Raw genomic sequence first — 26,807 nt, 5'->3', positions numbered from 1 at the left:
CACGGGCGGTGGAGCAAAGAAAAAGGCGCGGATTGCTCCGCGCCTTTTCATCTCACGATGGAAACGACGACTTACTTGCCGCCGCCGGCCGCCGGAGCGGCGCCCGGACCCTGACCTGCGGGGGTCGGACCGGTCTTGTTCAGCGTCACGTCGAAGATGATCGTCGCATTCGGCGGGAAGCCGTTTTCCGGCTTGGCGCCGTAAGCGATGTTCGACGGGATGAACAGCTTGTACTTGCCACCGACCTGCATCAGCTGCAGACCTTCGCGGAAGCCCGGGATCACCGCGGCGAGCGGGATCTGGGCGCCACCCGGGGTCGGGTGATCGGCCGAGGAATCGAACTTCTCGCCGTTCACGAACGTACCGGTGTAGTCGATGGTGACGGTGTCGTTCGGACCCGGACGCTGGCCGGTACCGGCCTGGACGACCTGGTACTGCAGACCCGAGGCCGTGACCTTCACGCCCGGAGCGGACTTGTTCTTGGCCAGGAACTCGTCGCCTTCCTTCTTGTTCTGGGAGGCAACCTTGTTGTACTCGGCTTCGGCCTTGGTCTTCAGGTCGGCGACGAAGGCGTCGCGGACCGTCTTGGCTTCGGCTTCCGACATGGTCGGCTTCTGGCCCGAGAGCGCCGCGGTCACTGCCTTGCCCACGGTCGCCGGGTCGACGCCTTCACGAACGAGGGGCGGCAGCTGGCTGGCGATATCCCAACCCACGACGTAGCTGGCCTTCTGCTTATCGACCGCGCCCGAAGCGGCAGCCGGCTTGGCGGCCTGGGCGGATGCGCCCGCAGCCGTACCCAGCGCAACCGCCAGGGCGACGGCCGTCATCGTGGGACGCAAAAAGTGCTTCATTCGGTACTCCCTCTCTGTGAAATGAATTCGGCGACGCCGCCGGTACACCTCCATGTGGAGGCGGAAACGCCATTGTGCTGTGGTTCGCGTGTCGCTTGCAATGACGGGCCAGAGACAGGCTTTCACAGGAAAAGTTCAGAAACCTTTCCGTGATGTGACCGATGCCTCATTCCTCGTGCTCGTGCCCCGGCTTGTCCAGGGTGTCCCGCAGCGCCGCCTGGAGGCGGGCGTGCACCTGGACGAGCACCCGCCAGAGCAGCCAGGTGAGCAGAATTCCTATGAGAATCAGCACGAACGCAACTTCTCGCGGCGGCAGAATCGTGGACGCGAGTGCCGCCACCAGCAGGCCGAGGATGAGCATGGCCACCACGGGAATGATCCTCCCCAGCACGGCGCGAATCCGGTAGGTGCGCTCGCCGAAACGATCCGGGATGCTCAGTTCGGCCAGCAGCATGCCCAGGGCGCCAGCCTTCCGATAGGCCGCAACCACCATCGGCAGCGACAGCAGGGCCGCCACCGACCAGGCCAGGCTGCGCCTCACGGCCGGTTCGTCGCTCAGGATTTCCAGGTGAAGGAAGCCGCGCCGGTAGGCAAAGGCCACGATGATGAAGACGGCAATGACCAGCACCATGTTGATCACCACATGCCAGACCAGGCGCCGGATCATCTTCATGACCATGGCGCCCTGCCCTTGCAGCCCAAGGCTTCCCATCCAGTCGGTATAGGCTCCGAACACGCCCGTGACCCGCGCGGGCAACACCCTGCCCATGACGTTGGCCAGCGGATCGGAAGCCCGGATGAGATAGGGAGTGAGGAAGGTGGTGAGGGCCGATACCGCCACCGCCACCGGATACAGAAAATTGCTGGTGACCTTCAGCGTAAGACCCAGCGAGGCGATCACGAAGGAGAATTCGCCGATCTGCGCCAGGCCCATGCCTACGCGCAGGGAGGTCCGGCCGTCGTTGCCCGCGACGAAACTGCCGAAACTGCATGTAATGACCTTGCCCACCACCACGGCGATGGTGACGATCGTGATCGGCCACGCGTAGTCGAGCAGCAGCGCCGGGTCGATCAGCATGCCGATGGCCACGAAGAAGATCGCACTGAACATGTCGCGCACCGGCATGATGATGCGCTCGATGCGCGCCACGCTCTCCGACTCGGCCACGATGGCGCCGATCATGAAAGCGCCCAGGGCCACGCTGTAGCCCAGCTCGGTCACCAGCAGGCAGAAGCCGAAGCAGATACCCAGCACGGCCACCAGCAGCACGTCATTGCGGCTCACCCTGGCGATGTAATCGACCACGCGCGGCACCAGCAGCAGGCCGACCACCAGCGACACCGCCATGAACAGCCCCAGCCGCCCGATGGCGGCAAAGGCCTGCCCGGCCTCCACGCCGCCGGTGCTGGCGATACCCGTCAGCAGGGCCATCAGCACGATGGCCAGCAGATCCTCGACGATGAGGATGCCGAACATCAGCTGGGCAAAGCGCTCGCGCTTGAGGCCCAGGTCTTCCAGCGCCTTCATGATGATGGTGGTGGAAGAGATGGACAGCATCGCGCCGAGGAACAGCGAGTCCATGGCCGTCCAGCCGAAGAAACGTCCGATCTCGTAGCCGATCCAGACCATCAGCACGATTTCCGCGAAGGCGGCCACCAGCGCCGCACCACCGACGGCACGTAGCTTCTTCAGGCTGAATTCGAGACCGAGTGCGAACAGCAGGAGGATCATGCCCAGCTCGGAGAGCGTGCGGATCGTCTCCTCGTCGTGGATGAAGATCACCGGAAGCGTATGCGGCCCGATGAGCAGGCCGGCGATGATGTAGCCCAGCACGACCGGCTGGCGAAGGCGCTGGAACAGCACCGTGGTGAGGCCGGCCACGAGCATCACCGTGGCGAGATCCTGGATGAAAACGATGCCGTGCATGCCTGTCCCTGTAGGTATGGACAGACAGGTTAACCCGTGTGGTGTGACGGCAGCACGGAATGCACGAAGAAACGCGCAAAATCATGCGACGATGCAAGTGCCCGCAGTTGTTAACGTTTCCCCAAAATGGGGAAAAGATTTCAAAATTTCTGTAACGAATGCTTGACGCAGTACCGGCTCGCCCGTATTCTTTGCGGCTTCCAGCAGGGGGCCATAGCTCAGCTGGGAGAGCGCCTGCATGGCATGCAGGAGGTCGCCGGTTCGATCCCGGCTGGCTCCACCAACTTCTAGTACGTCCCCATCGTCTAGAGGCCTAGGACATCACCCTTTCACGGTGGCGACCGGGGTTCGAATCCCCGTGGGGACGCCACTTCTCTGGTTCGCCAGGGAAGAGAAGGTACCGAAGTTGGTTTGTTGTTGGAACGTTTCAAGAAGTAATTCGGAGCGGTAGTTCAGTCGGTTAGAATGCTGGCCTGTCACGCCGGAGGTCGCGGGTTCGAGTCCCGTCCGCTCCGCCATTACTTTGAACGAAAAAGATTCCGCCCGCGGGGCGGATTTTTTTCAAAGCGGGGCCATAGCTCAGCTGGGAGAGCGCCTGCATGGCATGCAGGAGGTCGGCGGTTCGATCCCGCCTGGCTCCACCAACTTCTAGTACGTCCCCATCGTCTAGAGGCCTAGGACATCACCCTTTCACGGTGGCGACCGGGGTTCGAATCCCCGTGGGGACGCCACTTTCCTGGTTCGCCAGGTAAGGCAGATGTGTAGAAGTTGGCAGGTGCTGAAGGTTTGCAAAGCAGTTCGGAGCGGTAGTTCAGTCGGTTAGAATGCTGGCCTGTCACGCCGGAGGTCGCGGGTTCGAGTCCCGTCCGCTCCGCCATTGCTTTCATGAGAGTCCGCCTTTTTGGGGCGGATTTTTTTTGTCTTGAGTTTGGTGGGGCATCGCCCTGGACGGTCGCGCGCGAGGCGCGCTCCTACAGGGGCGCTGCGCCCTGGACGGTCGCGCGCGGGGCGCGCTCCTGCAGGGGGCGCTAGGCCTTGGATGGGTGCGCTCCTGCAGGGGGCGTGATTGCCTTGTAGGAGCGCGCCTTGCGCGCGACCGGATCGAAGCGAAACGCGCGCCCCTCAAACCCCAGGCACATCCCCCACCCGCTCCAGCGTCCCGATCGAGTGCCCCTGCTCTGCCAGGTACTCCAGCCAGCGGCTGAGAAACCCGTTCATCCGCAGGCGATGCTGGAAAACGGTGTGCGCCGGCGGAAACGGCCCCAGCACCTGCCAGAGCTTCCGCCCCGGATGGCAGTGCATCGCCTCGGCCACGTGGGCGTCGGTATACATGCGCAACTGCGCCGACGGCGAGGGCTGCCCCGTGGCCTCGTCGACGAAGTCGTAGGTGAGCTCCAGTTCGAGCGTGTACGGATGCTTCTCCTGGATGTCGAGCCGTACCTTGAGGCCGTCGTCCACGTCGGACACATAACGCCCGGCCGCCAGCCGCTGGGGCGCGAACAGGCGCGCCAGGCGATGGTAGTTTTCCGAGTAGAGCCCCATCAGGAACTCGAAACGCCCCGGAATGAGCGCGGGTGAGCGGGCGATGGCGGCGGTCATGTGCTGCGCGGGTCTCCTAGTACATGTGTCGTTCGATACCGAGGTATTCGAAGATCTTGCTCGAGATTTCCTCGATGGAAGTATGCGTGGTGTTCAATACAGGGATGTTTTCCCGACGCATCAGCCGATCCGCCTGCTCCAGCTCCCAGCGGCATTGCTTCAGCGTGGCATAGCGACTGCCGGGGCGCCGCTGCTCACGGATCTGCGCCAGGCGCTCCGGATCGATGGTGAGGCCGAACAGGCGGCTCCGGTACGGGCGCAGACGAGCCGGCAGTTCGAACTTGTCGAGGTCGTCGTCCGTGAGCGGGTAGTTGGCGGCGCACACACCGTAATGCAAGGCCATGTACAGGCAGGTGGGCGTCTTGCCCGAGCGCGACACGCCCACCAGCACCACATCGGACTGGTTGTAATCGACGTCCAGGCCATCGTCGTGGGCCAGCGCGTAGTTGGTGGCCTCGATACGGGCCTCGTAGCGCTCGAAGTCCACCATGCCGTGGGAGCGGTTCACCGCGCCCGACTGCTTGGCGCCCAGTTCGTTCTCCAGCGGCTCGATGAAGGGGGCGAACACATCCAGCATCAGCGCCCCGCTGCCGGCCACGATGTCGCACAGGGCGCGCGAGGTCATGGTGTTGACCACGATCGGCCGCTGGCCGTCCTGGGCGTACTTGGTCTTGATGCGCAGGGACGCCGCCTCGGCCTTGGCCGGGTTGTCGATGAAGGGCAGTCGATGGGTATCGAACTGCACCCCGTCGAACTGGGCCAGCATGCTGTTGCCGATGGTTTCGGCCGTGATGCCGGTAGAGTCTGAAATGAAGAATACGGTACGCCGCATCTGGGGTTTTCCTCGGGGCAGTTCCATGACTCCCACCTTAAGACCAATACGCCAACATAACCATCCACCCCCCAAAATGCCGGGACGTTTGTGCATTGCCGCTTGTGCAAAGGGCAATACCACTACGACAATGCGCCGATTTTTCCAGCGCGGCCTGCCGCCCAACCGATGTGAGGATTTTCCTTTGAGCGACCTGGTACTTTGGCTCGACGCGCTACGCATGACCGATCTTGGCAAGGTAGGCGGCAAGAATGCCTCCCTTGGCGAGATGATCGGCAACCTCGCGAAACTGGGCGTCTCCGTTCCGGGTGGCTTCGCCACCACGGCCGATGCCTTCCAGACCTACCTCGAAAAGAGCGGCCTCGCCAAGCGTATCGCCGAGCGACTGGCCACGCTGGACGTGGACAACGTGGACGAACTGACCCGCGGCGGCAAGGAAATCCGCAGCTGGATCGTCGACACCGCCCTGCCCTCCGATCTCGAGCAGGCCATCCGTGACGCCTACATCAAGCTCTGCAAGGATGCCGGCGCCACCGATATCGCCGTTGCCGTACGCTCCTCCGCCACCGCCGAAGACCTGCCGGACGCCTCGTTCGCCGGTCAGCAGGAAACCTTCCTCAACGTCGTCGGCATCGACGACGTGCTGCACAAGGTGAAGGAAGTCTTCGCCTCGCTCTATAACGACCGTGCTATCGCCTACCGTGTCCACCAGGGCTTCAAGCACGAGGACGTCTTCCTGTCCGCCGGCGTGCAGCTCATGGTGCGTTCCGACGTCGGTGCCTCGGGCGTGCTGTTCACGCTGGACACCGAGTCCGGTTTCCGTGATGTCGTCTTCGTCACCGGCTCCTACGGCCTGGGCGAAATGGTGGTCCAGGGTGCCGTGAACCCCGACGAATTCTACGTGTTCAAGCCCACGCTGAAGCAAGGCAAGCCGGCCGTCCTGCGCCGCAGCCTCGGCGCCAAGCAGCAGCGCATGGTCTATTCCGACCAGCCGGGCGAGCGCGTGCGCATCGAGGAAACGCCGGTCGCCGACCGCCACCGCTTCTGCATCAACGACGCGGACGTCGAGGAACTGTCCCGCCAGGCGCTCATCATCGAAAAGCACTACGGCCGCCCCATGGACGTGGAGTGGGCGAAGGATGGCAACACCGGCAAGCTTTACATCGTGCAGGCCCGCCCGGAAACGGTGAAGTCGCGCGCCACGGCCACCACGCTCGAACGTTTCCAGCTCAACGAGCGCGGCAAGGTACTTACCGAGGGCCGTGCCATCGGCCAGAAGATCGGTGCCGGCAAGGCACGGGTCATCCGCTCGCTGTCCGACATGAACAAGGTGCAGCCCGGCGACGTCCTCGTGGCCGACATGACCGATCCCGACTGGGAGCCGGTGATGAAGCGCGCTGCCGCCATCGTCACCAACCGCGGTGGCCGCACCTGCCACGCGGCGATCATCGCCCGTGAGCTCGGCGTGCCGGCCGTGGTCGGCTGCGGCAACGCGCTGGAGAGCATCCCCGACGGTACCGAAGTCACCGTGTCCTGCGCCGAGGGTGACACCGGCACGATCTACGAAGGCACCCTGAAGTTCGACCGCATCACCGCCGACCTCGGTGCGATGCCGGAAGCCCCACTCAAGATCATGATGAACGTGGCCAACCCCGAGCGCGCCTTCGACTTCGGCATGCTGCCGAACGCAGGCATCGGCCTGGCCCGTCTGGAAATGATCATCGCCAGCCACATCGGCGTGCATCCGAAGGCCCTGCTTGAATACGGCAAGCAGGATGCCGAGACCAAGGCCCGCATCGACGCGCGCATTGCGGGCTATAAAGACCCGGTGTCGTTCTACGTCGATCGCCTGGCCGAAGGCATCTCCACCATCGCCGCCTCGGTGTATCCGAAGCCGGTGATCGTGCGCCTGTCCGACTTCAAGTCCAATGAATACGCCGGCCTGCTTGGCGGTTCGCGCTACGAGCCGCACGAAGAAAACCCGATGATCGGCTACCGCGGTGCCAGCCGTTACGTCTCGGCCGATTTCGCCGAGTCGTTCGCACTGGAGTGCAAGGCGGTGAAGTACGTGCGCGAGACCATGGGTCTGGAAAACGTATGGGTGATGATACCGTTCGTGCGCACGCTGGACGAAGGTCGCAAGGTGATCGAGGTGCTGCGCAAGAACGGCCTCGTGCAGGGTGAGAACGACCTGAAGGTCATCATGATGTGCGAAGTGCCGTCGAACGCCCTGCTGGCCGACGAGTTCCTCGACATCTTCGATGGCTTCTCGATCGGCTCCAACGACCTCACCCAGCTCACCCTGGGTCTGGACCGCGATTCGAGCATCGTCGCCAACCTGTTCGACGAACGCGACCCGGCCGTGAAGAAGCTGCTCGCCCTTGCGATCAAGACGGCACGCGAGAAGGGCAAGTACGTGGGCATCTGCGGCCAGGGCCCGTCGGATCACCCGGACCTTGCCGAGTGGCTGATGGAACAGGGCATAGAGTCGGTGTCGCTGAACCCGGACACCGTGGTCGATACCTGGCTCAGGCTGGCGAAGAAGAAGGCCGGCTGAGCACAAGGTGGCTGCGACACACACGCAGCCACCTACCCTTGTAGGAGCGCGCCTTGCGCGCGACCGGTTTTGGCGTAAATGTCGTTCTTCGCGAAAACCGGTCGCGCGCAAGGCGCGCTCCTACAGGTGTACGCAGACGCCTGCGGTGCGGTAGCGTTCTACGATCGATGTATCCGTATCCGCCGCTACCACCAGGTGCGTGATCGCTCCGATGGGCGCCGTGTGATGCGTGGCCGAGGCCACCAGCTTGTCCGGCGTGGCAATCGCCACCGTTTCACCGCTGGCCTCGATGATCGCCTGCTTGAACACGGTTTCCTCTTCGTGGATCGTCCATAGCCCACTCATGGGATCGACGGCACAAACCCCCGGAAAACACAGGTCCGCGCGGATATCCTGCGCCTGGCGCACGGTGCGCGAGCCGATCGCTCCGCCGATGAACGGGTCCAGCTTGCCGCCCAGCAGGATCACCTCGAAACCGGGCCGGCCCAGCACCGCAGACGCTACGTCCGGTGCGTTGGTCACCACCGTCAGCGCGCGATTGTCCGGCAGGGCCTTCGCCAGCGCGGTATTGGTGGAACCCGCGTCAATGAACAGGATCTGCTTCTCACCTACCAGCGATGCCGCCGTGCGGGCGAGAAGCCGCTTCAGTTCGGCGCGCTCGTGATGGCGCTCGCCGATCGGCGGCACGTGGTGGACCAGCAGGGCGCCGCCATAGACACGACGGCACAGGCCGCGCGCCGCAAGATCGCGCAGATCCCGGCGAATGGAGTCTTCCGACACCCGGAACTCCTGGGCCAGATCCGCCGCCACGACTTTGCCGTCGCGATGCAGGCGATCGAGGATCAGATCCTGCCGCTCCCGCGGCAGGGTGGCTTCGAACAGGCTCATTCCGGCAGGAATCCCAGGGCGATCAGTTCGCTGCGCAGCTGTGCGGGCGAGTGGAAATGGATGCCATGGATGCCCAGCGCTTCAGCCGCTTCTACGTTGTGCTTGTTGTCGTCGATGAAGATCGCCCGCTTCGGATCGATGTCGTAGCGCTCGAGCAGGGTCTCGTAGAGTTTCGGATCGGGCTTGATCATGCCCTCCTCGCCTGACACCACGATGCCGTCGAACCAGTCGAAGAACGCATAGCGTTCACGGGCAAAGGGAAAGGTCTCGTGCGACCAGTTGGTGAGGCCGTAGAGCGGGTGCCCTGCCTTCTTGAGGTCGTGCAGGATGGTGACGCTGTCGTCGATGGGGCCTTTCAGGGTTTCCGGCCAGCGCTCGTGGTAAGCCGCAATCAACCCGGCATGCTGGGGATGCTCCTTCGTCAGCAGCGCGACAGCCTCCGACCACGGCCGGCCCTTGTCCTGCTGGAGGTTCCATTCGTTGGTGGTGACCTCGGTCAGGAAGCGCTCCATGCCCTCCTCGTCGTCACCGAAAAGCTTGCGGTAGAGATGCCGCGGATTCCAGTCGACGAGTACGCCGCCGAAATCGAAGATGACTACATTGCGCTTGGAATGCATGAAAGAAACTCCGGATCAGCGGCGCGCAATCGACGCGCAGAGAGACACAATGATCAACAGGCCGGCCACGCCGCACAAGGCCGCAGGCAGGCTGCTGAGATGGGCGATGAAGCCGATGGCCGCAGGGCCGGCGAGCATGCCGGCATAACCCAGTGAGGTAACCGTGGCAATGGCGATGGCCGGGGTCGTCCCCTTCTGGCGACCGGCGGCGCTGAAGAGCACCGGCACGATGTTCGACGCGCCGATACCGACCAGAACGAACCCGACCAGCGCTGCGCCATCCCACGGCACCAGCGTGGCGAGCAGGAAGCCCGCCGCTGCAATGGCACTGCCTGCGCGCACGATGGTGACCGGGCCAAGTGCCGCCGTGATGCGATCCCCCAGCAGGCGACCGAGCGCCATCGCCACCGAGAACGCTGCGTAACCGAGGCCTGCCGTCGAGGCATCGAAGCCGCGCGAGAAACGCAGGAAAACCGCACTCCAGTCGAGCATCGAACCTTCGGCCAGGAAGGTCACCAGGCACAGGAACCCCAGCAGGAATACGGCACCCCCAGGCATACGGAACCCGGCATGGCGAGCCTGCGCATCGTCTTCGTGGCGCACCAGGAAATGCTTCCACTGGGTCAGCACGATCACCAGCAACAACAGCGATACCGCGATGGCACTGCCCGTCAGCGGAGCACCGGCCTTCAGCAGTGCCGCCATGCCGGCGGCACCGGCCAGACCACCAACGCTGAACAGGCCATGGAAGCCCGACATCATCGGCCGGCCTTCGACTTTTTCCACGTCCACGGCGTGGGCATTCATCGCCACGTCGACCAGGCCCAGCGATGCGCCGAAGAACAGCAGGGCCGCACCCAGCCACCAGACATTCGTCGCCAGCGTGAGCAAGGGCAGCGCGACGCAGAGCAGCAGGCCGGATACGCCGATCACGTCGCGATTGCCGAAGCGATGGGTAAGGAATCCAGCCAGTGGCATGGCAGCGGCAGCGCCGCAGCCCATGCAGAGCAACACCAGGCCGAGGACGCCGTCGTCGAGGCCAAGACGGGCCTTCGCATAGGGAACCATGGGCGCCCAACTGGCCATGCCGATGCCAGAGAGAAGGAAGATAAGTCGGGTAGCGCGTACAGGATTCATGGGGAGAAAGGCGCGGCGCAAGGAGGAATGAGCATCAATGTACGAAAACATGCATAAACGTGCAACCAGTAATGCACGATCACGTGGAACAATGGCCTATTGCATCCGGTCACCGCGATGTGTACAAATGTACGCATGCCGACACCGAACCTCAGCGAACGCCAGCAACGCACCCTTGCGTTCCTGCGTGAATACACCCAGGCGCATGGCCTGCCGCCTACCCTGCGGGAAATTGCCGATGCCCTGGGCCTGCCCAGTCACAGCTCGGCGCAGGCCTGCGTGGAATCGCTAGTCCGCAAGGGACTACTCGAACGTTCGCCCCATCATCGTGGACTGCGCCTTGCCGGTCATGTGACCCGGCGCGCACCGTCCGGCTACGAGCTGCCCCTGATCGGCCGGGTGGCCGCAGGCTCTCCGATCCTCGCGGAAGAAAACATCGAATCGCAGATGGAGATCGACCCGGCCCTGTTCCGTCCCCGCGCCGATTACCTGCTGCGCGTGGTAGGCCTGAGCATGCGCGACGTGGGCATCCTCGACGGCGATCTTCTTGCTGTCCACCGTACGAATACCGCCAGCAACGGACAGATCGTCGTGGCACGTCTCGATGACGAAGTCACCGTCAAGCGGTTCCGGCAAGAACGCGATCGCGTTCTCCTGCTTCCCGAAAATCCCGACTTCGATCCGATCGAAGTCAACCCTCGCCGCCACGCCTTCGCCATCGAAGGGCGCTACGTCGGCATCCTGCGCAGGACCTGATCCCATGAATGCCTTCGCCTCTTCGTCGTCCGCCCGTTCGTTCAATCCCGCCAACCTGTGGCATCCCCTGCTCGACCGCCCGGGTCGCGTGCGTACGCTGTCCACGGGTGTGCCGTCGCTGGACGAAAAGCTTCCCGGTCATGGCTGGCCGCTGGGTGCCCTCAGCGAGATTCTTTTCGAACATTCCGGTTTCGGAGAACTCGACCTGGTGCTTCCGGCCCTCGCGGCACTGACCCAGGAACACCGCCGGGTCATCTTCGTTGCGCCGCCCAACGTGGACTACGGCCGCGCGCTGGATGCCGCAGGCGTGGATCGCCGCTTTCTGCACGAGATGCATAGCGGCAGTTCCGAAGCGGCGTGGGCGATGGAGCAATGCCTGCGTTCCGGCTGCTGCGGCGCCGTGGTGGGCTGGTTGCCTGATGCCGACTACCGCAGCCTGCGTCGTATCCAGCAGGCGGCCGAAAGCAGCGATGCCTGCGCCATCGTGTTCCGCCCCGCCATTCACGTGCCCTACAACAGTCCGGCCTCACTCCGGATCAAGGTCAGCAACAGCGACGAAGCCACCTATGTGGACGTACTGAAGTCGCGCAACCTGCTGTCCACCACCGCTCCGCTGCTGGGCATGCGGGCGTGAGGGACGCCCGGCATGACGGTGTCCCTCATCCACCGTCATGTCGGGTACCTCGTTGCTCCATGCCAGCCCTGTTTCAGGCCTGTCTCCGGGAGACCGTCGCGATGTTCTCCGCCATCGCCCGGCCGCCCGCACCCGGAGACAGGCCTGGTTCTACTCCAGGGATAAAGCCCGGCTAAACGTAACTTTCCGCCGATGTTTTCGTGCAAGGACACGCACTTTCCGCATGCCACGATGCCCGCGTCCCCACCTCACGCGGAGCCATGCGATGACCAAGTATTTCGCTTCCTGCCTGACCGCCTGCCTTGCGGTACTGGCCGCCGGAAGTGCCCAGGCCCGCCCACATGACGATGCGCTGCAAAGTCCATGGGATCACCCTGTGGAAGCTCATGGGACCGGCCACGACGAAAGCTGTGGGGAAGTTCCCCGCCTCCCCGCCCGCCTCACGCTCAACGACTACTACAGCGACGCGTCGCACTCGGTGATCGATCCGGCTCGCAAACATGCCTACGACGAACAGATGCAGCCACTGATGAAGGCGCTGCACAACGTCGAACGCATGGCCGACGACTATCGCCATACCGGTGATCGGGCCACCGCGGAATGCGTGGCCCGCTGGCTCGAAGGATTCGCGTCGGACAAGGCCTTCAGCCAGGTCAGCAGCAATCAGGACACCTACGTACAAGGCTGGATGCTCGGCGCGTATGCCATCGCATGGCTCAAGGTCCGCCCCGGTCTTGGGTCATCTTCAGGCGCGTCGGAGCATGTACAGAACTGGCTTGGTGCCCTTGCTGACGCCAACATGTCCTATTACGACGGCCGCACACGCGGAAGCGTTACGGACAGTCGTAATAATCATCGCTACTGGGCCGGCCTCGCTGTCATGGCTACCGGCATTGCCACCAACGACCCGCGTCGTTATCGCTGGGGTGCCGACAGTTACCGGATCGGTGTCAGCCAGATCACGGCCGAAGGCACCTTACCCCTGGAGATGAGTCGCAAATCGCTCGCCCTGCACTACCACCTTTTCGCCGCGGAACCCCTGGTGATCATGGCTGAGCTGGGTGAAGCAAACGGCGGCCATCTCTACGACGAGAAAGGCCATGCACTGGACCGGCTGGTCAAGCGAGCCAGCGACGGCGTGCTGAATCCTGCTTATTTCGCCAAGGCCACCGGGGCCACGCAGAAGGAAGCGGATTACGACCCCAACCTCCTGGCCTGGGTGCTTACCTACGATCAACGCTTCCCGGACGGCACACTCAAGACCATTGTGTCGCGACTTCCTTCGACGTCAGCCATCTACCTGGGAGGCCAGCCTCCCGCCGCCAGCGCCCCCTGATCCTGAGGGCGCCGCCGCATGGCGGGGTACCACGTCTCTCCCGGATGCCCACCCTCTCAGCAGGACTCGAAGACCGAGGAAGACAGCGCCGGCCTGCCCGCTCTTTCAAGGGCCATGCGCAGGCCCTCTTCCCGCTCATAGCCAGGGCGCACCAGGGTGTCGAGGAAATCGCGCGTCATCCGGAATCGCAAGGCCTCCCGGCGCTCATAGGCCGCACGGTGCGTGGTCCTGACCACCTTCGGCCGAAGCATGAAGTCGGCGGCCCGTGCAACGAAAAGGCCATTGTCGCAACGCTCCGCCCCTGCTTCCGTCCAGATGACGTCGTAGGACACCTTGAGCTTGCCCGTGCCGCGGAACGGGTGCATGGCATCGCTCGTGCCGAGGATGCTGGCGAGCCCGTATTGCCGGGCCAGGACGCCCGCCATGGACAGCAGGAGATGACGTGGACGCAGGCCGTGGCAACGCTTCTGTGCCCAGCGCAGGGTATCCAGAGCCTGCGCATCGTCACTACGTGGCCCCTGGACGCATCCGACCCACAGGGCGCCACGCGAAGGCGCGAAGGCCGTGGTCAACGAATAAAGCCTGACGCCATCGATGGACAGCACCATGTCCAGCTCACCTTCGCACGTACGCCGCACCGGAGGCTGCCAGGCGAGTTCCAGAACGCCGCCATCGTCGAGCGCCACGCGCGCAACGACGACCCGGCCATGTCCGTACATGGTCATCAGCAGGCTGGTCGGCAACCGGGACGCGACAAAACGGAAATGGTCATGGACCCGCTCCAGGCGCTCGCCGCGTGAAAACCGCCGGCTCAGGTAACGGTGCTGCCAACGCTCCAGCAGGCGCCTGTCGTACCGCAGCGCCTCGCGAACCACAGGCTCATCGGCCACCAGCGCCAGCCAGCGCAGGTGCGGCCGCAGATGGGGGAGGCAGGACAGTGCGTAGCTGAACGCATACGCCAGCGGATGGCGATGCGTGGATACCGAGGTCCAGTCGTCCCTGTTACGGAAGCTCTGGAGGAACAGCAAGAAAGCACGCATCGGGCCGGATGACTCGCAAGAATTTTCGTAATCTTACGACGTTGCACCAACCGAAAATTGAAATCGCCGCCTCGGAATTTTTCCGGGCGTGACCCCGGACCACCCTCAGTGATGGTGGCCGAATGCAGCCACGCCCCACATGAAAGCCAGCCCCAGGCTGATGCCGCACGCCGGCACCCAGCGCGACGCCCTCCGGGCACGTTGCCAGACGCCAGGGAGGATATCGGCCAGGGCCACATACAGGACCGTACCGCAGGCGATCGCCATCGCGGCACCCGTCGCGTGGTCGTCCAGCCGTGCCCACTGCATCGTCAGGGCGCCGGCCGGAACCGCCGCCGCCATGCCGACCGACCACCGGAACGCATCACGAGGGCTGTAGCCCCCCGCGACCAGGACACTTGCACTGCCGATCTCACGGGGAACCTCATGCAGGGCGACGGCGAGCAGCGTGGCAAGGCCCACGGCCTCCCCGGCGATGAAGCCAGCCGCCAGTACGATCCCATCGACGAAATGGTGGAGAAAGTCCCCCACGAGGTTCATGCGGGCGAAGGTGGCCGGAGCGCCTGCCGGCAGGGCATCTTCGACAGCCGGGCGGAGAAACCCCTCGATGGCCACCATGGCGAGCACCCCCAGGCTGGTAAGGCCCATGATGGCCTGCTCGGACAGGCCGGTGCCCAGCGCATGGGGCAACACGTGCAACAGCGCGTCGCCCAGCAGCAATCCCACGGCGAGGGATTGCAGCCAGGGCAACGCCTTCGTCAGCGCACCGCCGGGTAGCCACACGACGAGCCTTGAGGCGAACGACGTGGCTCCGAGCATCAGCGAAGCCATCAGTAGAGCAATCGGGGAGGTCATTATTCGAAAGCCTGGCGCAGGCGCTCTTCGTCGTCGTTGCGATAGGGTCCCAGCGCGGCACCATCCACCGCATAGGCGGATGCCGCCATCGCGTTGGAGGTCTGCTGGGTATGCAGGACGCCCCGGAGCACCAGGGGATCATAGAGACTGGGCGTGTCGATGCCCTTGGACAGGCGGACGTGCACCAGCATGTTGGGCGGTGGCGGCGGCACGTGAATGCAGGCGCCATAGAAAGGAACGAAGAAGAATTCGGTCATCCGCCCTTCGGCGTCCGACTCCAGCGGAACGACATACCCGGTCAGGCGCACCTTCCGGCCATCGAGCGCGGCCACGGTATGCAGGGTGCCGACCTGCTTCATGCGCTGCGTGCCGACATGCACCACCGGAGGCGCATCCTCAAGCAGCTTGATGTCTTCGGGCGGCATCATGTGGGTCCAGTCCAGGTCCGCGTAGCCGTTTTCGTCGGCCAGGCCGAGCAGGTCGGCACCGGCACCGGCGCCCTTCACCACGCCACGCGATACGGCATAGGCATTGGCGGCGGCCATCCCTTCGGCGCCTGCTGCCGCCAGGCGTGCACGGCCGGCATCCGCTTCGGCCTGTGCCTTCGCGAGCGCGGAGGTGCCCGTCGCGGCAGGCCCGTCGGCGCTATCCGGCGATCCGCAAGCGCAGAGCAGCGCCAGCATCGCCAGAAGAACCATAAGGCGCGCACTCACAGGCGCACCTGCAAGCCGTCGACGAGCGACCGGCGATACGCTACCCACCCCGGTATACATCCCGCCACGACGCCCATGAGGAAGATCGCGCCAAGGATCAGTACTTCCTGCGCCGACGGTGCGATGTTGATCGCCAGGCCTGCCCGCAACAGGAGTTCATCGCGCGCCAGCCAGGACACTCCTGACAACAACACGACGCCAATGAGACAACCGGCCAGCGTCAGCAACGCGCTTTCCATCACCAGCAATCCGAACACCGTTTTCACCGACGCGCCCACGGCGCGCAGCACAGCCATCTCCCGGCGCCGCTCGTCGAGCATGCCCAGCAACGCGGTGAGCATGCCGCACATGCCGACCAGCAACACCATCGCACTCACGATGCGCAGCGCACCTTCGGCCGTGCCAACGATCTGCCAGAGTTCGCCAAGCGCCACGCCAGGCAACACCGCCAGCAAGGGTTCTTCGTCGTATTCGTTGAGCGCCCGCTGCACCGCGAAGACCGACAGGCGCGAATGCAGCCCGACCAGGCAGGCGGTGATCGCATGCGGCGTGAGGTCCATGTGCCGTGCCTGCTCCGCGCTGGTCTGCATGCCCGGCAGGCGCATGCCGGAGCGCCAGTCCACGTGGATGGCCTCGATCGCGGCAAGACTCACGGCAATGGTGGCGTCCACCGGCGTACCGGTGGGCGCGAGGATGCCCTTGATACGGAACGGCTTGTCGGCATGCAATGACGCGCTTGTCGCAGCGACGCCGTGGGCGAGCACGATGCGATCGCCCACGCGGTAACCCAGGCGTCGTGCCACTTCGGCACCGATCACGGCATCGTAGAGATCGTCGAAACGCGCGCCTTGCACGAATTGGAGTGCATGGCCACCGCCGTAACGATAGCGGTCGAAGAAGTCGGTCGTCGTACCGGTCACGCGGAAGCCCCGGTGCGAATCGCCAAGCGACAGCGGCACCGTCCAAGCCACTTCGGGCATCGCACGAATGTCCTCGTACGTTTTCCAGGTGATGTTATTGGTGGCCTCGCCCACATGAAATACGGCGTACAGCAGCAGGTTCACCGGCCCAGAACGGGCGCCCACCAACAGGTCGGTACCCGAGACCGTGCTGGCGAATCCTTCGCGCGCGTCGGTTCGCACGCGTTCGACGCCAAGCACAAGAAAGACACTGAGCGCGATGGTGAGCACGGTAAGCGCCACGCCAGCCCGTCGCTGACGCAGGCTTTTCAGGGTCAACCGGAAAAGATTCATCAGGCCACCATCCGATCCGCCGACGATCCCAGCGTCACCGCGCGATCAAAATGCCGCGCCAGCGCCATGTCGTGACTTACGAAAAGCACGCCGGTGCCATGTCGTGCGCATTCTCCGAGCAGGAGATGAAGAAAGGCATCGCGACTGCGCCCATCCAGCGCAGACGTAGGCTCATCCGCCAGCAGAAGGGCCGGACCACCGATCAGTGCCCGCGCCGCCGCCACTCGCTGCTGCTGGCCGACACTGAGTGCGCTGGTGCGGGTCCGCTGGATGGCGTCGCCGTCCAGCTCGAGTGCCTGGAGCAACCGCACGGCCTCCATGCGCAACGAGGAAGGCAGGCCGCCTGCACGCTGCCGGCGTTCCCGCGACCAGGCGCAGCCCATCAGCACGTTCTCGACAGGATCAAGAAACGGCAGCAGATTGAACTGCTGAAAGACATAGCCGATGTGATCCGCACGAAAGCGATCGCGTTCGGGCGCGCGAAGCAACGAGAGCTGCTGCCCCAGTACGCTGACCTGCCCCGTCGATGGCTGCAACACGCCGGAAAGCAGGCCGAGCAAGGTGCTTTTGCCACTGCCACTGGGGCCACAGAGGAAAAGGCGCTCTCCTTTCGCGAGGGTGAAATCATCGAGCGTCAATGCAAGGGTGGATCCGGGCCATGCATAGCCCACGCCCTGGCACGCGATCAGGGGTGCAGGCGCATCGTTCATGGGGCGATATCGACCCGTACGACACCTTGCTCCAGTACCTGCTCGGCACTGCCCTGCGCGGATATCACATCGGCAACGATACGCTGCACGGAAGGAAATGCCTCGACCAGACGCAAATCCACGGCCGCGAGCTTCACCGCGTTCGCACAGTCGAAATCGTAAGTCGCCTGCATATCCGCATGGCCACCCGTGGCTTCGCCTTCCAGCCCGGGTGCCGAGACATCGGCCTTGCGCAGCCGGCAGCTGGCCTCACGCGAAGGCTCGATCCAGCGCCCCGCCTTCAGTACCGCCATCGCATGATCAAACGCCTTGCGCTGGGCCGCGCTGGCTGGTGGATGCTCGAAACCGACGGCATCGTGGCCGGGCAAATGCAGGCCCACCTGGAGGTGGCTCTGGTCGACGGCAATGTCTACCGTCGCCTGCCCGTGTACATGGGCGCCCAGGTGCCGGACCGCTGCGGTGGATGCGCCGCTGGCCAACACCAGGGCGACAAGGACGAACGAGGGGTTGCGACGTGACATGGATGACCTCCAGCTATTGTTACAATATAACAATGCTGTCGCAGCAACAACCCGTAAGTTCATGAGCTTTCGCGAGCGTGTGTCAGCGATTTCGGCCGCTGTCCGCACGCCTGTGGGCGACATATGCGGTGATCGCCATGGCCAGCACCATGACGGCTGGCAGCACTGCCAGCCATTCCATGCAACACCAGAGCAGGGGGCGTGCTTGACCGGGTATCGCCAGCGCCAACGTGGCATGCCCCCATAGGACGCCAGCCAAACCGATACGCCATCCCCTGCATGGGAAAGGCGCCTTCCACGTCAATCGCATGCGCGGCACCTGCAAAAACCGGTCGAATCACTATTGTTATAGTATAACAATAGTGATTCGACCTCAACCGGAAGACGCCTTTACAGGAATCATCCGGACTGTCGGCAATCGTCAGGTAAGGGCTCGATGATCACGCGGACATGTGGCGGAAAAGCCATCCGCATCACGAACATGACGTCAGGGCGACGCCTCGCTTTCGTCACCGCCCACAGCGGCAACGACGGCCTGATGCATGGCGCGGCTGACATCTTCGATCATGAGCGCAGCGGCAAGCAGCCGGCCTCGCGGAACCTCGGATTCACGCCAGCCGGAAAGCGCCTCGACAAGACGCGCGGCGATACCCTGCAGATCATCCAGCCCCATGTCGCGGGCATGCAGGCAGACCAGGTGACCGCGAAAGGCAGCCTCCTCGAAATCGGCGTCGCGGAACGCATCGACAAGGCCACGCGTGTCGTCGTGCAGCCGCTCAAGTTGTCGATGCGAAACGTCCACCGGTGTCGTCATGAATACCTGTCCCTTTCCTTGTGTCGGATATCGGTGCAGCTTGCCGGGCTTTGCCTGCCGAATATGCCGACCGGCGCACATTTGGCATATTTGATCGCACGCAGGTGTAGAGGGCGTGTGAAACCCCTTACCCCGTCCAAACGGGCAACACCACCCTGCTCGCCCGGTTCTGTCCTCAGGGACTCTGACGATCGTTTTCCGCGGATATCTGCTGCAGATCGAGATCCCGCTCGATGTAGTGAAGCAATTCGTCGTGGATGCGCCCCGATCGATGCAACCGCAGCAATTCCGCACGCCCCGCCGCGATGGCGGCAAGTACGACGTCGTAATGGGATTCCCGGCCACCGGTGTAGTTCTGTGGTGCTGCTGCATAGCGCTCTGCAATCCCCGCGCGATACGCATACTGCTCCAGCAGGCGCGGATGAATGAGGTTTCCGCCTTCGTCGTAGGCCCGCGCTTTCACTGCCTCCAGCTGCGCCGCATCGATCAGCACGGATGCCTGCGCCTCGTTGAGATGATGCGAATCCTCCTGCACGGAACGGTCCAGGCCCAGCAGGCGGATCAGGGGTGCCATCGTGCCGCCCTGCACCACTACCGTGACAAGGATCACGGCGAAGGCAGCCGCCAGCGTCAGGTCGCGACCGGGCATGGCCTCGGGAAGCGACAGTGCGATAGCCAGCGTGACTACACCGCGCATGCCCGCCCAGCTGAGCAGGAATGAAGCGCGCGGCGATGGAGGCAATGGCTTGCGGCCCACCAGCCGACCCAGTGGCACACGCAGGTAATCGGTGGCGTAGACCCAGAGGAACCGGGACAGGATCACCGCCGCCAGCACGGCAAGAATAGGCACGCCCAGTTCATGCAAGGTGGCATCCAGGCCGCCCAGTCGCTCCACGACGCCGCGCAGGGAGAAGCCGATCAGGATGAACACCAGGGCTTCCAGCAGGAAGATCATCACACCCCAGAAGGCGGTGCCGCGGATACGCTCGTTGGCCGAGAACACATCATGCTGGTACCAGCCGAAGATGATGCCGGTGGTCACCGTCGACATCACCCCCGATACATGGAGGCTTTCTCCGCCGATGTAGGCAGCCCACGGTGACAGGCAGGACGCGGTGATGGCGAGGAACATGTGATCGATGCGACGAAGCACGCGTACCAGCACGAAGCCGACCACGGCACCGACAGCAATACCGCCCAGGGCCAGGCCCGCGAAACTCAGCACCGCCCCCTGGAAACTGAAAGCTCCCGTCAGCGCAGCCACCACCGCAAAGCGGAACAGCACCAGGCCCGTGGCATCGTTAAGCAGGCTCTCGCCCTCCAGTAGCACCATGAGCCGGCGTGGCAGGCGCACCTTGCCCAGTACGGCCTTGGCGGCCACGGCATCCGGTGGCGACACCACGGCGCCCAATGCAAAGCATGCCGCCCATGGCAACGACGGCAGCACCCAGTGCACCACCGCGCCGACGACGAAGGTGGTGAAGATCACCGCGCCCACGGCCAGCCAGAGGATGCCGCCCAGGTAGCGGCGGAAATCCGACCACACGGTATAGAACGCGCCATCCTGGAGCAGCGGTGGCAGGAACACGATAAGCACCAGCTCCGGATCGAAACTCACCGCCGGTACGCCGGGCAGAAACGCAATGCCGATTCCGCCAGCCAGCAACGCGGCCGCCGTGGGCAGGCGCAGGCGCCGGGCAATCAGCTCCAGTGCGAGGATCGCAACGAGCAGGATAAGAATGAACTTGAAGGTTTCGGTCGAAGACATGGCCGCCCAAGGGTGCAATCAGCGCAGCCCAAGCATAGGCGAACATCCATGGCGTATGGTCTATCCCCGTGGCATCGGTGCCCGCCGGAGCACCCTGTCGATCGACCGGACCCTAGTAGGCCACCATGCGTTGCGAGCGGGCCAGCCACGCCATGTCCACCGGGATGGCCCCCGTAAGACTCCATCCTTCGGCATCCACCACCCGGCTTTCCGGCAACACCCCCTCCAGGGTTGCGGATACGCCGTAGGCGCCCGGCTTCTGGCGCATCTGCGGGAACCACAATCGATCGCGGTCGACCACGATGAGCAGGCCTTCGTGGTCGCCCATGGGTGCAAAACCATCGGTGATCTCACCGAAGGGCCGCATACCCATGCGCAAGACCAGCGAGCGCACCAGCGACGGCACGTCCGAGGTGGGCAATCCCAGTTCGCTCACGCAGGCAATCTCGTGCCCATGGAAGGCACCTTCCGCAGCGCCGTCAAACGCCAGCGGATGCCGTGCGATCAGTTCCAGCACGGAGCCATGGGGGCCGGCAAAGTACACCGAGTCCGATTGCCAGACACCGTCGAGATGGAACCGCTCCTCGCCCATGGGATCACCCAGCACCATGGCCCGTTCTTGCACCCATGCACATGCGGCCGCGAAACGGTTGCGTGGAATATTGAATGCCAGGTGGACGCTACCGGTATCGCTGTGGGCCGGAACCACATCGATGCGCGTCCAACCTGCCTGGATGGTGTGTCCGAGTGTCCTCAACTGCATCACGTCACGATAGAACGCGAGACAGGCATCGACATCGACGGAGGGGAGCGTGATCCGTGTGATACGCATGGGGGAGGCTCCGTGAATCCTTGGGGGGAGCTTCATTGAACAACCTCAACCAAAGTTGAGGTCAAGCCCCCTGCCCTGCCAGAAGTCACGATTTACCCGCCATGGCGGCTTTGCCAGACTCGATGGTCCGTTCAGCCCAGGGGTTTCTTCCATGCGCGTCCCTTCCCGCAGCCTCCGCACCACCCTGTCGGTGGCGGCAGGCGCCTTCTGCCTTGCCGCCATCTCGGCACCTGTTGCCGCCCAGGCCGTACTCACGCCCGAACAGAAAGCGCTCGTCGCCAAACGCAACGACCTGGAAAAACAACTCGAGGACGTTGCCGTCATCGACCGCAAGGTGATGGTGAAGATGCGCGACGGCAAACGCATGGCCGCCGACGTCTACCGACCCAAGGGAGCCAGTGGCAAGGTGCCCACGATCTTCGTGCGCACACCCTACAACTTCAATTTCTGGGATGTGAAGAATGGCGCGCCGAGAGACATGAGCCGCGAGCTGGCTGCCGTCAAACGCGGCTACGCCTACGTCACCATGAACGAGCGCGGTCATTATTTCTCCGAGGGCAATTACGACATCCTCGGCGCCCCGCTATCCGATGGCGTGGATGCCGTGCGCTGGCTCACCTCGCAGCCCTGGTCGAATGGCAAGGTGGGCACCACGGGTTGTTCGTCCACTGCCGAATGGCAGATGGCCGTCGTCGCCGAGGGCGAACCCGGTCTTGCGACGTTCAACGTACAGGGCTTTGGCGCCGGCGTCGGTCGCGTGGGGCCCTATTACGAGCAGGGCAACTGGTATCGCGGCGGCGCGGTGCAGATGCTTTTCATCGACTGGCTCTACGAAGAACAGAACCAGGTGCGCCCGATGTTCCCGGCCAATACGACACAGGCGGATCTCATTCGTGCGTCGAAGGCGTTCGATCTCGACCCGCAGATGCCGCCCGCCGACTGGGACAAGGCATTCTGGCATCTGCCCGAAAAGGACATCATGAAGTCCATTGACGGGCCGAAGGGCATCTTTGCCGATGCCATGGACAACCCCACCGGCGGCAACATGATTGCGCGCACGCCCAACAGCCCCGCCTGGTACAAGGGAGGCCTGTGGCACGACAACATGAAGATCGACAAGCCGGGCCTGTGGTTCATGAGCTGGTTCGACGTATCCGTCTCGCCCAATCTGGCCGCGTACAACCAGGTGCGCGCGACGGCGTCGAAGGCCATTGCCGACCAGCAATACGCCGTGATCGCCCCGGTGCTGCATTGCGCCTATACCCGGGCCACCGAACACACCATGATCGGCGACCTCGATGTCGGCGACGCACGCTTCGATTACGACGGCCTTGTCTACGGTTGGTTCGACAAATACCTGAAGGGCGTCGACAGCCCCGCCGTCGATAAACAGCCCAAGGTGATGTACTACGTCATGGGCGAAAACAAATGGCACGATTCGCCGACCTGGCCGCCAGCCGGTTCGCAGACGCGCACGCTCTACTTCACCAGTGCCGGCAAGGCCAACACGCTCTATGGCGATGGACACCTGGCAGACAGCCCTCAAGCCACCGACCAGCCGGATCGTTTCATCTACGACCCCATGAACCCCGTCACGACGCTGGGCGGCGGTGGCTGCTGCCAGGGTACGGCCGTGAAGTTCGGTTCCTACGACCAGAACCCCCAGCTCACCCGTAACGACATCCTCGTATACGACTCCGAGCCCTTCAAGGAAGGCACGGAAGTAAGCGGCCCCATCACGGTGACCCTGTACGTCTCGTCGGATGCCAAGGACACCGACTTCACCTTCAAGGTGATGGACGTGTATCCCGACGGCAAGGCCTACAACCTCACCGAGAACATCCAGCGCATGCGTTATCGCGATGGCTATGACAAGCCTCCGGTGTGGATGAAGGACGGGGAGGTCTACAAAGTCACTTTCCAGCCGATCGATACCAGCAACTACTTCTTCCCCGGGCACAAGCTCCGCGTGGCGGTCTCCAGCAGCAACTTCCCCCGCTTCGACCGCAATCTGAATACCGGCGGCAACAACTACGACGAAGACAACGGCGTGATCGCGCATAATGCGCTGCACCATGACACGACGCATCCTTCCGGCATCACCTACACCATCGTGCCCCGCAAGCAACCCTGACAAGGGAAGCGAAAGTCTGTAGGCGCATACCTACGTGCCTCTACGGCATGCGCCTACAGACTTTACGGAACAAGGTACCTACCGTCCTCTTCGCAGGAATCACCTGCGATCCAGTAAGGGGAAGGTTGGATGAAATTGATGCTCAAGGGTTTCATGATCGCTATCGTGGCCTCCGCATGTTTCGCTGGTGCGGCCGAAGCACGTCCACCCAATTCACAGTCGGTGAAGTATTTCGATGAAGGCGGCAACGTTGTCGGCCAGCAGTATCTGCTGTGCGATGGACGCGCAAGGCACGGTGGCAACATCCATACGGCGTACACGATCACCGAAGTGGTGGTGTGCAGCAATCCGAATGAAGACCCGGGCTGGATCGTTCCGGGCAACATCGTTACCGCCTACACGTTGCCGTCCAACGTGACCATCCAGAGTGCCTGCCTCACGGCCAGCTGCGAAGGCCGTGGCGTTCCCGAAGTGCAGAACCTCGGTCGCTGGCCTTACTCGGTCGGCTGGCAGTAAGTGTCACGGGGCTGGAGGCGCGGGGGCGCCTTCAGCCCATCCTGCTCACAGGGGCTTGCACTGCGCATCGACGCGCCCTGCCTCCGTGGCAACGCATTGTCCGAAGTCTGCCGGCAGGCCATCGGCACGGTGGCGACCCGCCACGGCAAGCGTGAAATCGGCGACCATCTCGCCCTTGTCGAATACCACATAGTGGCATTTGCCCGTGCGGCTCGCACGGCACTGGAATTCCGCGCGTCCGCGCTCCACCTGGGTCACGCTATCCAGGGTGACGACGCCGTTCTCCTTCGACGACACCACGATGCTGCGGTTCTGGGCGTCGGTGCAACCGACGAGATTCATGAGACTGTAGATGATGGCGAGCAAGGTGCGCATGGGAATCTCCTTCGTCACATGGCGCGGAAGATGGACATGAAGGGCTGGCTGACACTGAGGGTCTCCGGGCGTCCGCGCAGGCGCAGGCATCCCTTTCCCGTGTCGTCCCGTTCTACCGAAGCGACCTGCCGCAGGTTCACGATCGTGGAGCGATGCACCTGCCTGAAGATGCGCGGGTCCAGCTGCCTCAGCAGGTCGCGAATCGGCCGGCTCAGCAATGCGTCCCCGTCGGCCGTTGCCACCAGCGTGTACTTGTTGTCGGCCCGGAAATACAGCACGTCTTCCACGAGGATCAGGCGCGTCGCCCGCCCCGTACTGGCGGTAATCCAGGTCAGGGGTTCATCGGGCTGCTCGTCGTAGCGCTCAAGCATGTCCCGCGCGACCCTGGCCCCGCGTTGCGCATGATGCGCCGCGTCCGCCAGGCGGCTGCGCAACCGGGTCACCGTCTGCGCCAGACGATCCGCCGTGACAGGCTTCAGCAGGTAATCGATGGCGCCCCGTTCGAAAGCGTCCACGGCGTACTGGTCGTAAGCGGTGATGAAGACGACCAGCGTGTGCGGACTGACATCGGCGGCGGCAGCGGCGACCTCCATGCCCGTGAGCCCCGGCATGCGGATATCAAGGAAAGCGACGTCAGGCTGGTGCGTGGCGATGGCATCGAGGGCCGAACCGCCGTCTTCCGTCACTTCGGCGATATCCAGGTCGGGCCACGCGAGAGCGAGTTCACGTTGAAGCGCGGCACTCAGCAGCTTTTCGTCCTCGGCGATGATGCAATTAGCCATGGGGACCTCCGCCATGGATCGGCAGGACAATGGTGGCGGCAACGCCACTGGGGAAGTTGTTGCCGATGGTGAAAGCGGCGGCACTGCCATAGGTCAGGCGCAGTCTTTCCCTCAGGTTCTTCAGGCCGATGCCGGTACCTGCACCGTCGCTGCGAAACCCCACGCCGTCGTCGGCGACGGTGAGTGACAACACGGCCATGTCGGCACCCGCACGGATCCAGATACCTCCACCGCCCGGCTTCGGTTCGAGGCCATGTTTAATGGCGTTTTCCACCAGGGTCTGCAACATCATCGACGGCATCGGCATGCCCATGACCTGCTCGGGCACATCGACGTGTACGGCAAGCCGCTCCCCCATGCGAAGGCGCATGATCTCCAGCCAGGAGGTGGAACGTTCAAGCTCCTGCCCCACCGTGGAAAGCGAGCCGTCGGTGCGGGGCAGTGAACGACGCAGGTAATCGATGAGATGCCCGAGCATGCGATCCGCCCTGGCAGGATCGGTCCGCACCAGTTCCTGGGCGCTGGCCAGCGTGTTGTAGAGAAAGTGTGGCTCGACCTGGGCCTGAAGCAAACCCAGCTGGGCTGCCGTCAGTTCCTTCTCCATGGCGGTCTGGCGCGCATCGGAACGCTCGCGGTTGCGACGCTCGCTCATGCGTTGCGTCGTGGCCCTTACCAGGGTTTCCACATATTCCAGCGACGTACCCATGTCGGGATTGAACCAGTCGGTCCATGCGCCGCTGTCGGGCTCGCATACGAACATCACGCTGGAGGACCCGTCCGACGGGGTGATGGTGGCGAAAACCTTTGTATTGCGATCAAACGTTGCACGCGGTGCGCGAATGCGCCGTGGCGCAGGTTCGGTCGCCTGGGGCAGCCGGATAATCGCCTGCACCTGAAGACCGCTGCGCGACGCGCGCAGGTCGTGCACATTCGGCAACTCACGCATCACGGCATCGACGATCTCGAACGCCTCGTCGGCGGCGAAAGGCACCTCGACGCGACGACGCTGTCGGTTGGAGACGGTTTCCGCGTCGATACGCCCTGCGATGACACGCACACGGTAAAGATGGGTCACGCCGCGCGCCAGCGCGATCAGCAGTCCGATAAACCAGGCCAGCGTGAAAATCCACGGCAGCTCGCCGCGATTCCAACCCAATGCGCCCCAGGCGACCAGCAAGATGCACCAGGCGGCGAACCACGCCACCACGATACGTCCCAGGAACTTGATACTTGCCATGTCACCCCTCCCTTCAATGCGGGGCGAGCATACGATGCGCCGCCTTCGTTAAGGGGCCGAATCCGACGAAACAGGGCCTGGCCCGACGAAAGATGCCCACGGCAAGCCCGGACAGCCTTGCGC

Annotated in this window: 25 protein-coding genes and 6 tRNA genes; 12 read left to right on the top strand and 19 right to left on the bottom strand. The window is 63.7% G+C overall.

Annotated features, from left to right (window positions below):
- Window positions 1-71 precede the first annotated feature (71 nt).
- Both HBF25_RS12100 and HBF25_RS12095 read right to left on the bottom strand, forming a co-directional pair.
- Window positions 72-851: an FKBP-type peptidyl-prolyl cis-trans isomerase gene (locus tag HBF25_RS12100; RefSeq protein WP_166948749.1), complete on the bottom strand. Its 780-nt coding sequence runs from the start codon at window positions 849-851 to the stop codon at window positions 72-74.
- Window positions 852-1,017: 166 nt separating this feature from the next.
- A complete protein-coding gene (locus tag HBF25_RS12095; protein WP_166948748.1) occupies window positions 1,018-2,778 on the bottom strand; it encodes a cation:proton antiporter in 1,761 nt (586 codons plus the stop codon).
- Between the two features lie 207 nt (window positions 2,779-2,985).
- On the opposite strand from HBF25_RS12095, the gene HBF25_RS12090 reads away from it, so the two are divergent.
- The 6 genes from HBF25_RS12090 (at window position 2,986) to HBF25_RS12065 (ending at window position 3,655) form a co-directional block, all read left to right on the top strand.
- A tRNA-Ala gene (locus HBF25_RS12090) sits at window positions 2,986-3,061 on the top strand.
- An 11-nt stretch (window positions 3,062-3,072) separates the two neighbouring features.
- Window positions 3,073-3,148, top strand: a tRNA-Glu gene (locus HBF25_RS12085).
- 71 nt (window positions 3,149-3,219) lie between these two features.
- A tRNA-Asp gene (locus HBF25_RS12080) sits at window positions 3,220-3,296 on the top strand.
- 50 nt (window positions 3,297-3,346) lie between these two features.
- Window positions 3,347-3,422 (top strand) — tRNA-Ala (locus tag HBF25_RS12075).
- An 11-nt stretch (window positions 3,423-3,433) separates the two neighbouring features.
- A tRNA-Glu gene (locus tag HBF25_RS12070) sits at window positions 3,434-3,509 on the top strand.
- Between the two features lie 69 nt (window positions 3,510-3,578).
- Window positions 3,579-3,655, top strand: a tRNA-Asp gene (locus HBF25_RS12065).
- 245 nt (window positions 3,656-3,900) lie between these two features.
- Here the strand turns inward: HBF25_RS12065 and HBF25_RS12060 are convergent.
- Both HBF25_RS12060 and ppsR read right to left on the bottom strand, forming a co-directional pair.
- Complete coding sequence (locus HBF25_RS12060; RefSeq protein WP_166948746.1) at window positions 3,901-4,377, bottom strand: DUF1249 domain-containing protein; 477 nt, start codon at window positions 4,375-4,377, stop codon at window positions 3,901-3,903.
- Window positions 4,378-4,393: 16 nt separating this feature from the next.
- Window positions 4,394-5,209 (bottom strand): posphoenolpyruvate synthetase regulatory kinase/phosphorylase PpsR, encoded by an 816-nt coding sequence (gene ppsR, locus HBF25_RS12055; protein WP_166948744.1) that lies wholly within the window; start codon window positions 5,207-5,209, stop codon window positions 4,394-4,396.
- Window positions 5,210-5,393: 184 nt separating this feature from the next.
- Here ppsR and ppsA point away from each other — a divergent pair, with 184 nt between their 5' ends.
- Complete coding sequence (gene ppsA, locus HBF25_RS12050) at window positions 5,394-7,766, top strand: phosphoenolpyruvate synthase (protein WP_166948742.1); 2,373 nt, start codon at window positions 5,394-5,396, stop codon at window positions 7,764-7,766.
- A gap of 120 nt (window positions 7,767-7,886) precedes the next feature.
- On the opposite strand, the gene HBF25_RS12045 is transcribed toward ppsA, so the two are convergent.
- Genes HBF25_RS12045 through HBF25_RS12035 form a run of 3 tightly spaced genes read right to left on the bottom strand, consistent with a single transcriptional unit; the run spans window position 7,887 to window position 10,408 of the window.
- On the bottom strand, window positions 7,887-8,654 hold the full coding sequence (locus tag HBF25_RS12045; RefSeq protein WP_166948740.1) for a DeoR/GlpR family DNA-binding transcription regulator: 768 nt from the start codon (window positions 8,652-8,654) through the stop codon (window positions 7,887-7,889).
- Window positions 8,651-9,271, bottom strand: a complete 621-nt coding sequence (locus tag HBF25_RS12040) for an HAD family hydrolase (protein WP_166948738.1) — start codon at window positions 9,269-9,271, stop codon at window positions 8,651-8,653. Before HBF25_RS12040 ends, HBF25_RS12045 begins: the two co-directional genes overlap by 4 nt.
- A 15-nt stretch (window positions 9,272-9,286) precedes the next feature.
- Window positions 9,287-10,408, bottom strand: a complete 1,122-nt coding sequence (locus tag HBF25_RS12035) for an MFS transporter (RefSeq protein WP_166948736.1) — start codon at window positions 10,406-10,408, stop codon at window positions 9,287-9,289.
- 135 nt (window positions 10,409-10,543) lie between these two features.
- Between HBF25_RS12035 and lexA the strand changes: the two genes are divergently transcribed.
- From lexA to HBF25_RS12020, 3 genes are all read left to right on the top strand, one after another.
- The gene (lexA, locus tag HBF25_RS12030) at window positions 10,544-11,164 is read left to right on the top strand and encodes a transcriptional repressor LexA (protein ID WP_166948734.1); all 621 of its coding nucleotides are present in this window, start codon (window positions 10,544-10,546) and stop codon (window positions 11,162-11,164) included.
- A 4-nt stretch (window positions 11,165-11,168) separates the two neighbouring features.
- Window positions 11,169-11,798 carry a translesion DNA synthesis-associated protein ImuA gene (imuA, locus tag HBF25_RS12025; protein ID WP_166948732.1) on the top strand — a complete coding sequence of 210 codons (630 nt, stop codon included), beginning with the start codon at window positions 11,169-11,171 and terminating at the stop codon, window positions 11,796-11,798.
- 265 nt (window positions 11,799-12,063) lie between these two features.
- Window positions 12,064-13,134, top strand: coding sequence for an alginate lyase family protein (locus HBF25_RS12020; RefSeq protein WP_166948730.1), 1,071 nt, complete (start codon window positions 12,064-12,066; stop codon window positions 13,132-13,134).
- 56 nt (window positions 13,135-13,190) lie between these two features.
- Here the strand turns inward: HBF25_RS12020 and HBF25_RS12015 are convergent, their stop codons facing one another.
- The 9 genes from HBF25_RS12015 to HBF25_RS11975 all read right to left on the bottom strand — a co-directional run bounded on the left by HBF25_RS12015 (window position 13,191) and on the right by HBF25_RS11975 (window position 21,640).
- The gene (locus HBF25_RS12015) at window positions 13,191-14,174 is read right to left on the bottom strand and encodes a DUF535 family protein (protein ID WP_166948728.1); all 984 of its coding nucleotides are present in this window, start codon (window positions 14,172-14,174) and stop codon (window positions 13,191-13,193) included.
- Window positions 14,175-14,279: 105 nt separating this feature from the next.
- A complete protein-coding gene (locus HBF25_RS12010; RefSeq protein ID WP_166948726.1) occupies window positions 14,280-15,029 on the bottom strand; it encodes a ZIP family metal transporter in 750 nt (249 codons plus the stop codon).
- Window positions 15,029-15,742 (bottom strand): DUF3299 domain-containing protein, encoded by a 714-nt coding sequence (locus tag HBF25_RS22545; RefSeq protein WP_166948725.1) that lies wholly within the window; start codon window positions 15,740-15,742, stop codon window positions 15,029-15,031. The genes HBF25_RS12010 and HBF25_RS22545 overlap by 1 nt, the downstream gene beginning before the upstream one ends.
- Window positions 15,739-16,995, bottom strand: coding sequence for an ABC transporter permease (locus HBF25_RS12000; protein WP_166948723.1), 1,257 nt, complete (start codon window positions 16,993-16,995; stop codon window positions 15,739-15,741). Before HBF25_RS12000 ends, HBF25_RS22545 begins: the two co-directional genes overlap by 4 nt.
- On the bottom strand, window positions 16,995-17,705 hold the full coding sequence (locus HBF25_RS11995) for an ABC transporter ATP-binding protein (RefSeq protein ID WP_166948721.1): 711 nt from the start codon (window positions 17,703-17,705) through the stop codon (window positions 16,995-16,997). The genes HBF25_RS12000 and HBF25_RS11995 overlap by 1 nt, the downstream gene beginning before the upstream one ends.
- Complete coding sequence (locus HBF25_RS11990) at window positions 17,702-18,226, bottom strand: ZrgA family zinc uptake protein (RefSeq protein WP_166948719.1); 525 nt, start codon at window positions 18,224-18,226, stop codon at window positions 17,702-17,704. Before HBF25_RS11990 ends, HBF25_RS11995 begins: the two co-directional genes overlap by 4 nt.
- Window positions 18,227-18,713: 487 nt before the next feature.
- The gene (locus HBF25_RS11985) at window positions 18,714-19,040 is read right to left on the bottom strand and encodes a hypothetical protein (protein ID WP_166948717.1); all 327 of its coding nucleotides are present in this window, start codon (window positions 19,038-19,040) and stop codon (window positions 18,714-18,716) included.
- Between the two features lie 175 nt (window positions 19,041-19,215).
- Complete coding sequence (locus HBF25_RS11980) at window positions 19,216-20,808, bottom strand: Na+/H+ antiporter (protein WP_166948715.1); 1,593 nt, start codon at window positions 20,806-20,808, stop codon at window positions 19,216-19,218.
- 112 nt (window positions 20,809-20,920) lie between these two features.
- Window positions 20,921-21,640, bottom strand: a complete 720-nt coding sequence (locus HBF25_RS11975; RefSeq protein ID WP_166948713.1) for a VOC family protein — start codon at window positions 21,638-21,640, stop codon at window positions 20,921-20,923.
- A gap of 151 nt (window positions 21,641-21,791) precedes the next feature.
- Here HBF25_RS11975 and HBF25_RS11970 point away from each other — a divergent pair, with 151 nt between their 5' ends.
- Both HBF25_RS11970 and HBF25_RS11965 read left to right on the top strand, forming a co-directional pair.
- On the top strand, window positions 21,792-23,774 hold the full coding sequence (locus HBF25_RS11970; RefSeq protein WP_166948711.1) for a CocE/NonD family hydrolase: 1,983 nt from the start codon (window positions 21,792-21,794) through the stop codon (window positions 23,772-23,774).
- Between the two features lie 129 nt (window positions 23,775-23,903).
- On the top strand, window positions 23,904-24,290 hold the full coding sequence (locus HBF25_RS11965) for a hypothetical protein (protein ID WP_166948703.1): 387 nt from the start codon (window positions 23,904-23,906) through the stop codon (window positions 24,288-24,290).
- A 45-nt stretch (window positions 24,291-24,335) separates the two neighbouring features.
- Here HBF25_RS11965 and HBF25_RS11960 read toward each other — a convergent pair whose 3' ends face one another.
- Genes HBF25_RS11960 through HBF25_RS11950 form a run of 3 tightly spaced genes read right to left on the bottom strand, consistent with a single transcriptional unit; the run spans window position 24,336 to window position 26,684 of the window.
- The gene (locus HBF25_RS11960) at window positions 24,336-24,665 is read right to left on the bottom strand and encodes a hypothetical protein (RefSeq protein WP_166948701.1); all 330 of its coding nucleotides are present in this window, start codon (window positions 24,663-24,665) and stop codon (window positions 24,336-24,338) included.
- Between the two features lie 14 nt (window positions 24,666-24,679).
- A complete protein-coding gene (locus HBF25_RS11955; protein WP_166948699.1) occupies window positions 24,680-25,447 on the bottom strand; it encodes a LytR/AlgR family response regulator transcription factor in 768 nt (255 codons plus the stop codon).
- On the bottom strand, window positions 25,440-26,684 hold the full coding sequence (locus tag HBF25_RS11950) for a sensor histidine kinase (RefSeq protein WP_166948697.1): 1,245 nt from the start codon (window positions 26,682-26,684) through the stop codon (window positions 25,440-25,442). Before HBF25_RS11950 ends, HBF25_RS11955 begins: the two co-directional genes overlap by 8 nt.
- Between the last annotated feature and the right edge of the window lie 123 nt (window positions 26,685-26,807).

This window comes from Luteibacter anthropi (genome assembly GCF_011759365.1).
In the GTDB taxonomy this organism is placed as follows: domain Bacteria; phylum Pseudomonadota; class Gammaproteobacteria; order Xanthomonadales; family Rhodanobacteraceae; genus Luteibacter; species Luteibacter anthropi.
This window is presented reverse-complemented; position numbering and strand designations above follow the sequence as displayed.

Coding starts and splice junctions, on each gene's coding strand:
- imuA (WP_166948732.1), top strand. CDS start 11,169: ATGAATGCCTTCGCCTCTTCGTCGTCCGCCCGTTCGTTCAATCCCGCC.
- HBF25_RS11990 (WP_166948719.1), bottom strand. CDS start 18,226: ATGTCACGTCGCAACCCCTCGTTCGTCCTTGTCGCCCTGGTGTTGGCC.
- HBF25_RS12040 (WP_166948738.1), bottom strand. CDS start 9,271: ATGCATTCCAAGCGCAATGTAGTCATCTTCGATTTCGGCGGCGTACTC.
- lexA (WP_166948734.1), top strand. CDS start 10,544: ATGCCGACACCGAACCTCAGCGAACGCCAGCAACGCACCCTTGCGTTC.
- HBF25_RS11970 (WP_166948711.1), top strand. CDS start 21,792: ATGCGCGTCCCTTCCCGCAGCCTCCGCACCACCCTGTCGGTGGCGGCA.
- HBF25_RS11950 (WP_166948697.1), bottom strand. CDS start 26,684: ATGGCAAGTATCAAGTTCCTGGGACGTATCGTGGTGGCGTGGTTCGCC.
- HBF25_RS11985 (WP_166948717.1), bottom strand. CDS start 19,040: ATGACGACACCGGTGGACGTTTCGCATCGACAACTTGAGCGGCTGCAC.
- HBF25_RS12060 (WP_166948746.1), bottom strand. CDS start 4,377: ATGACCGCCGCCATCGCCCGCTCACCCGCGCTCATTCCGGGGCGTTTC.
- HBF25_RS11955 (WP_166948699.1), bottom strand. CDS start 25,447: ATGGCTAATTGCATCATCGCCGAGGACGAAAAGCTGCTGAGTGCCGCG.
- HBF25_RS12095 (WP_166948748.1), bottom strand. CDS start 2,778: ATGCACGGCATCGTTTTCATCCAGGATCTCGCCACGGTGATGCTCGTG.
- HBF25_RS11980 (WP_166948715.1), bottom strand. CDS start 20,808: ATGTCTTCGACCGAAACCTTCAAGTTCATTCTTATCCTGCTCGTTGCG.
- HBF25_RS12045 (WP_166948740.1), bottom strand. CDS start 8,654: ATGAGCCTGTTCGAAGCCACCCTGCCGCGGGAGCGGCAGGATCTGATC.
- HBF25_RS11975 (WP_166948713.1), bottom strand. CDS start 21,640: ATGCGTATCACACGGATCACGCTCCCCTCCGTCGATGTCGATGCCTGT.
- HBF25_RS11965 (WP_166948703.1), top strand. CDS start 23,904: ATGAAATTGATGCTCAAGGGTTTCATGATCGCTATCGTGGCCTCCGCA.
- HBF25_RS12020 (WP_166948730.1), top strand. CDS start 12,064: ATGACCAAGTATTTCGCTTCCTGCCTGACCGCCTGCCTTGCGGTACTG.
- HBF25_RS12100 (WP_166948749.1), bottom strand. CDS start 851: ATGAAGCACTTTTTGCGTCCCACGATGACGGCCGTCGCCCTGGCGGTT.
- HBF25_RS12015 (WP_166948728.1), bottom strand. CDS start 14,174: ATGCGTGCTTTCTTGCTGTTCCTCCAGAGCTTCCGTAACAGGGACGAC.
- HBF25_RS12035 (WP_166948736.1), bottom strand. CDS start 10,408: ATGAATCCTGTACGCGCTACCCGACTTATCTTCCTTCTCTCTGGCATC.
- ppsR (WP_166948744.1), bottom strand. CDS start 5,209: ATGCGGCGTACCGTATTCTTCATTTCAGACTCTACCGGCATCACGGCC.
- HBF25_RS11960 (WP_166948701.1), bottom strand. CDS start 24,665: ATGCGCACCTTGCTCGCCATCATCTACAGTCTCATGAATCTCGTCGGT.
- HBF25_RS11995 (WP_166948721.1), bottom strand. CDS start 17,705: ATGAACGATGCGCCTGCACCCCTGATCGCGTGCCAGGGCGTGGGCTAT.
- HBF25_RS12000 (WP_166948723.1), bottom strand. CDS start 16,995: ATGAATCTTTTCCGGTTGACCCTGAAAAGCCTGCGTCAGCGACGGGCT.
- HBF25_RS12010 (WP_166948726.1), bottom strand. CDS start 15,029: ATGACCTCCCCGATTGCTCTACTGATGGCTTCGCTGATGCTCGGAGCC.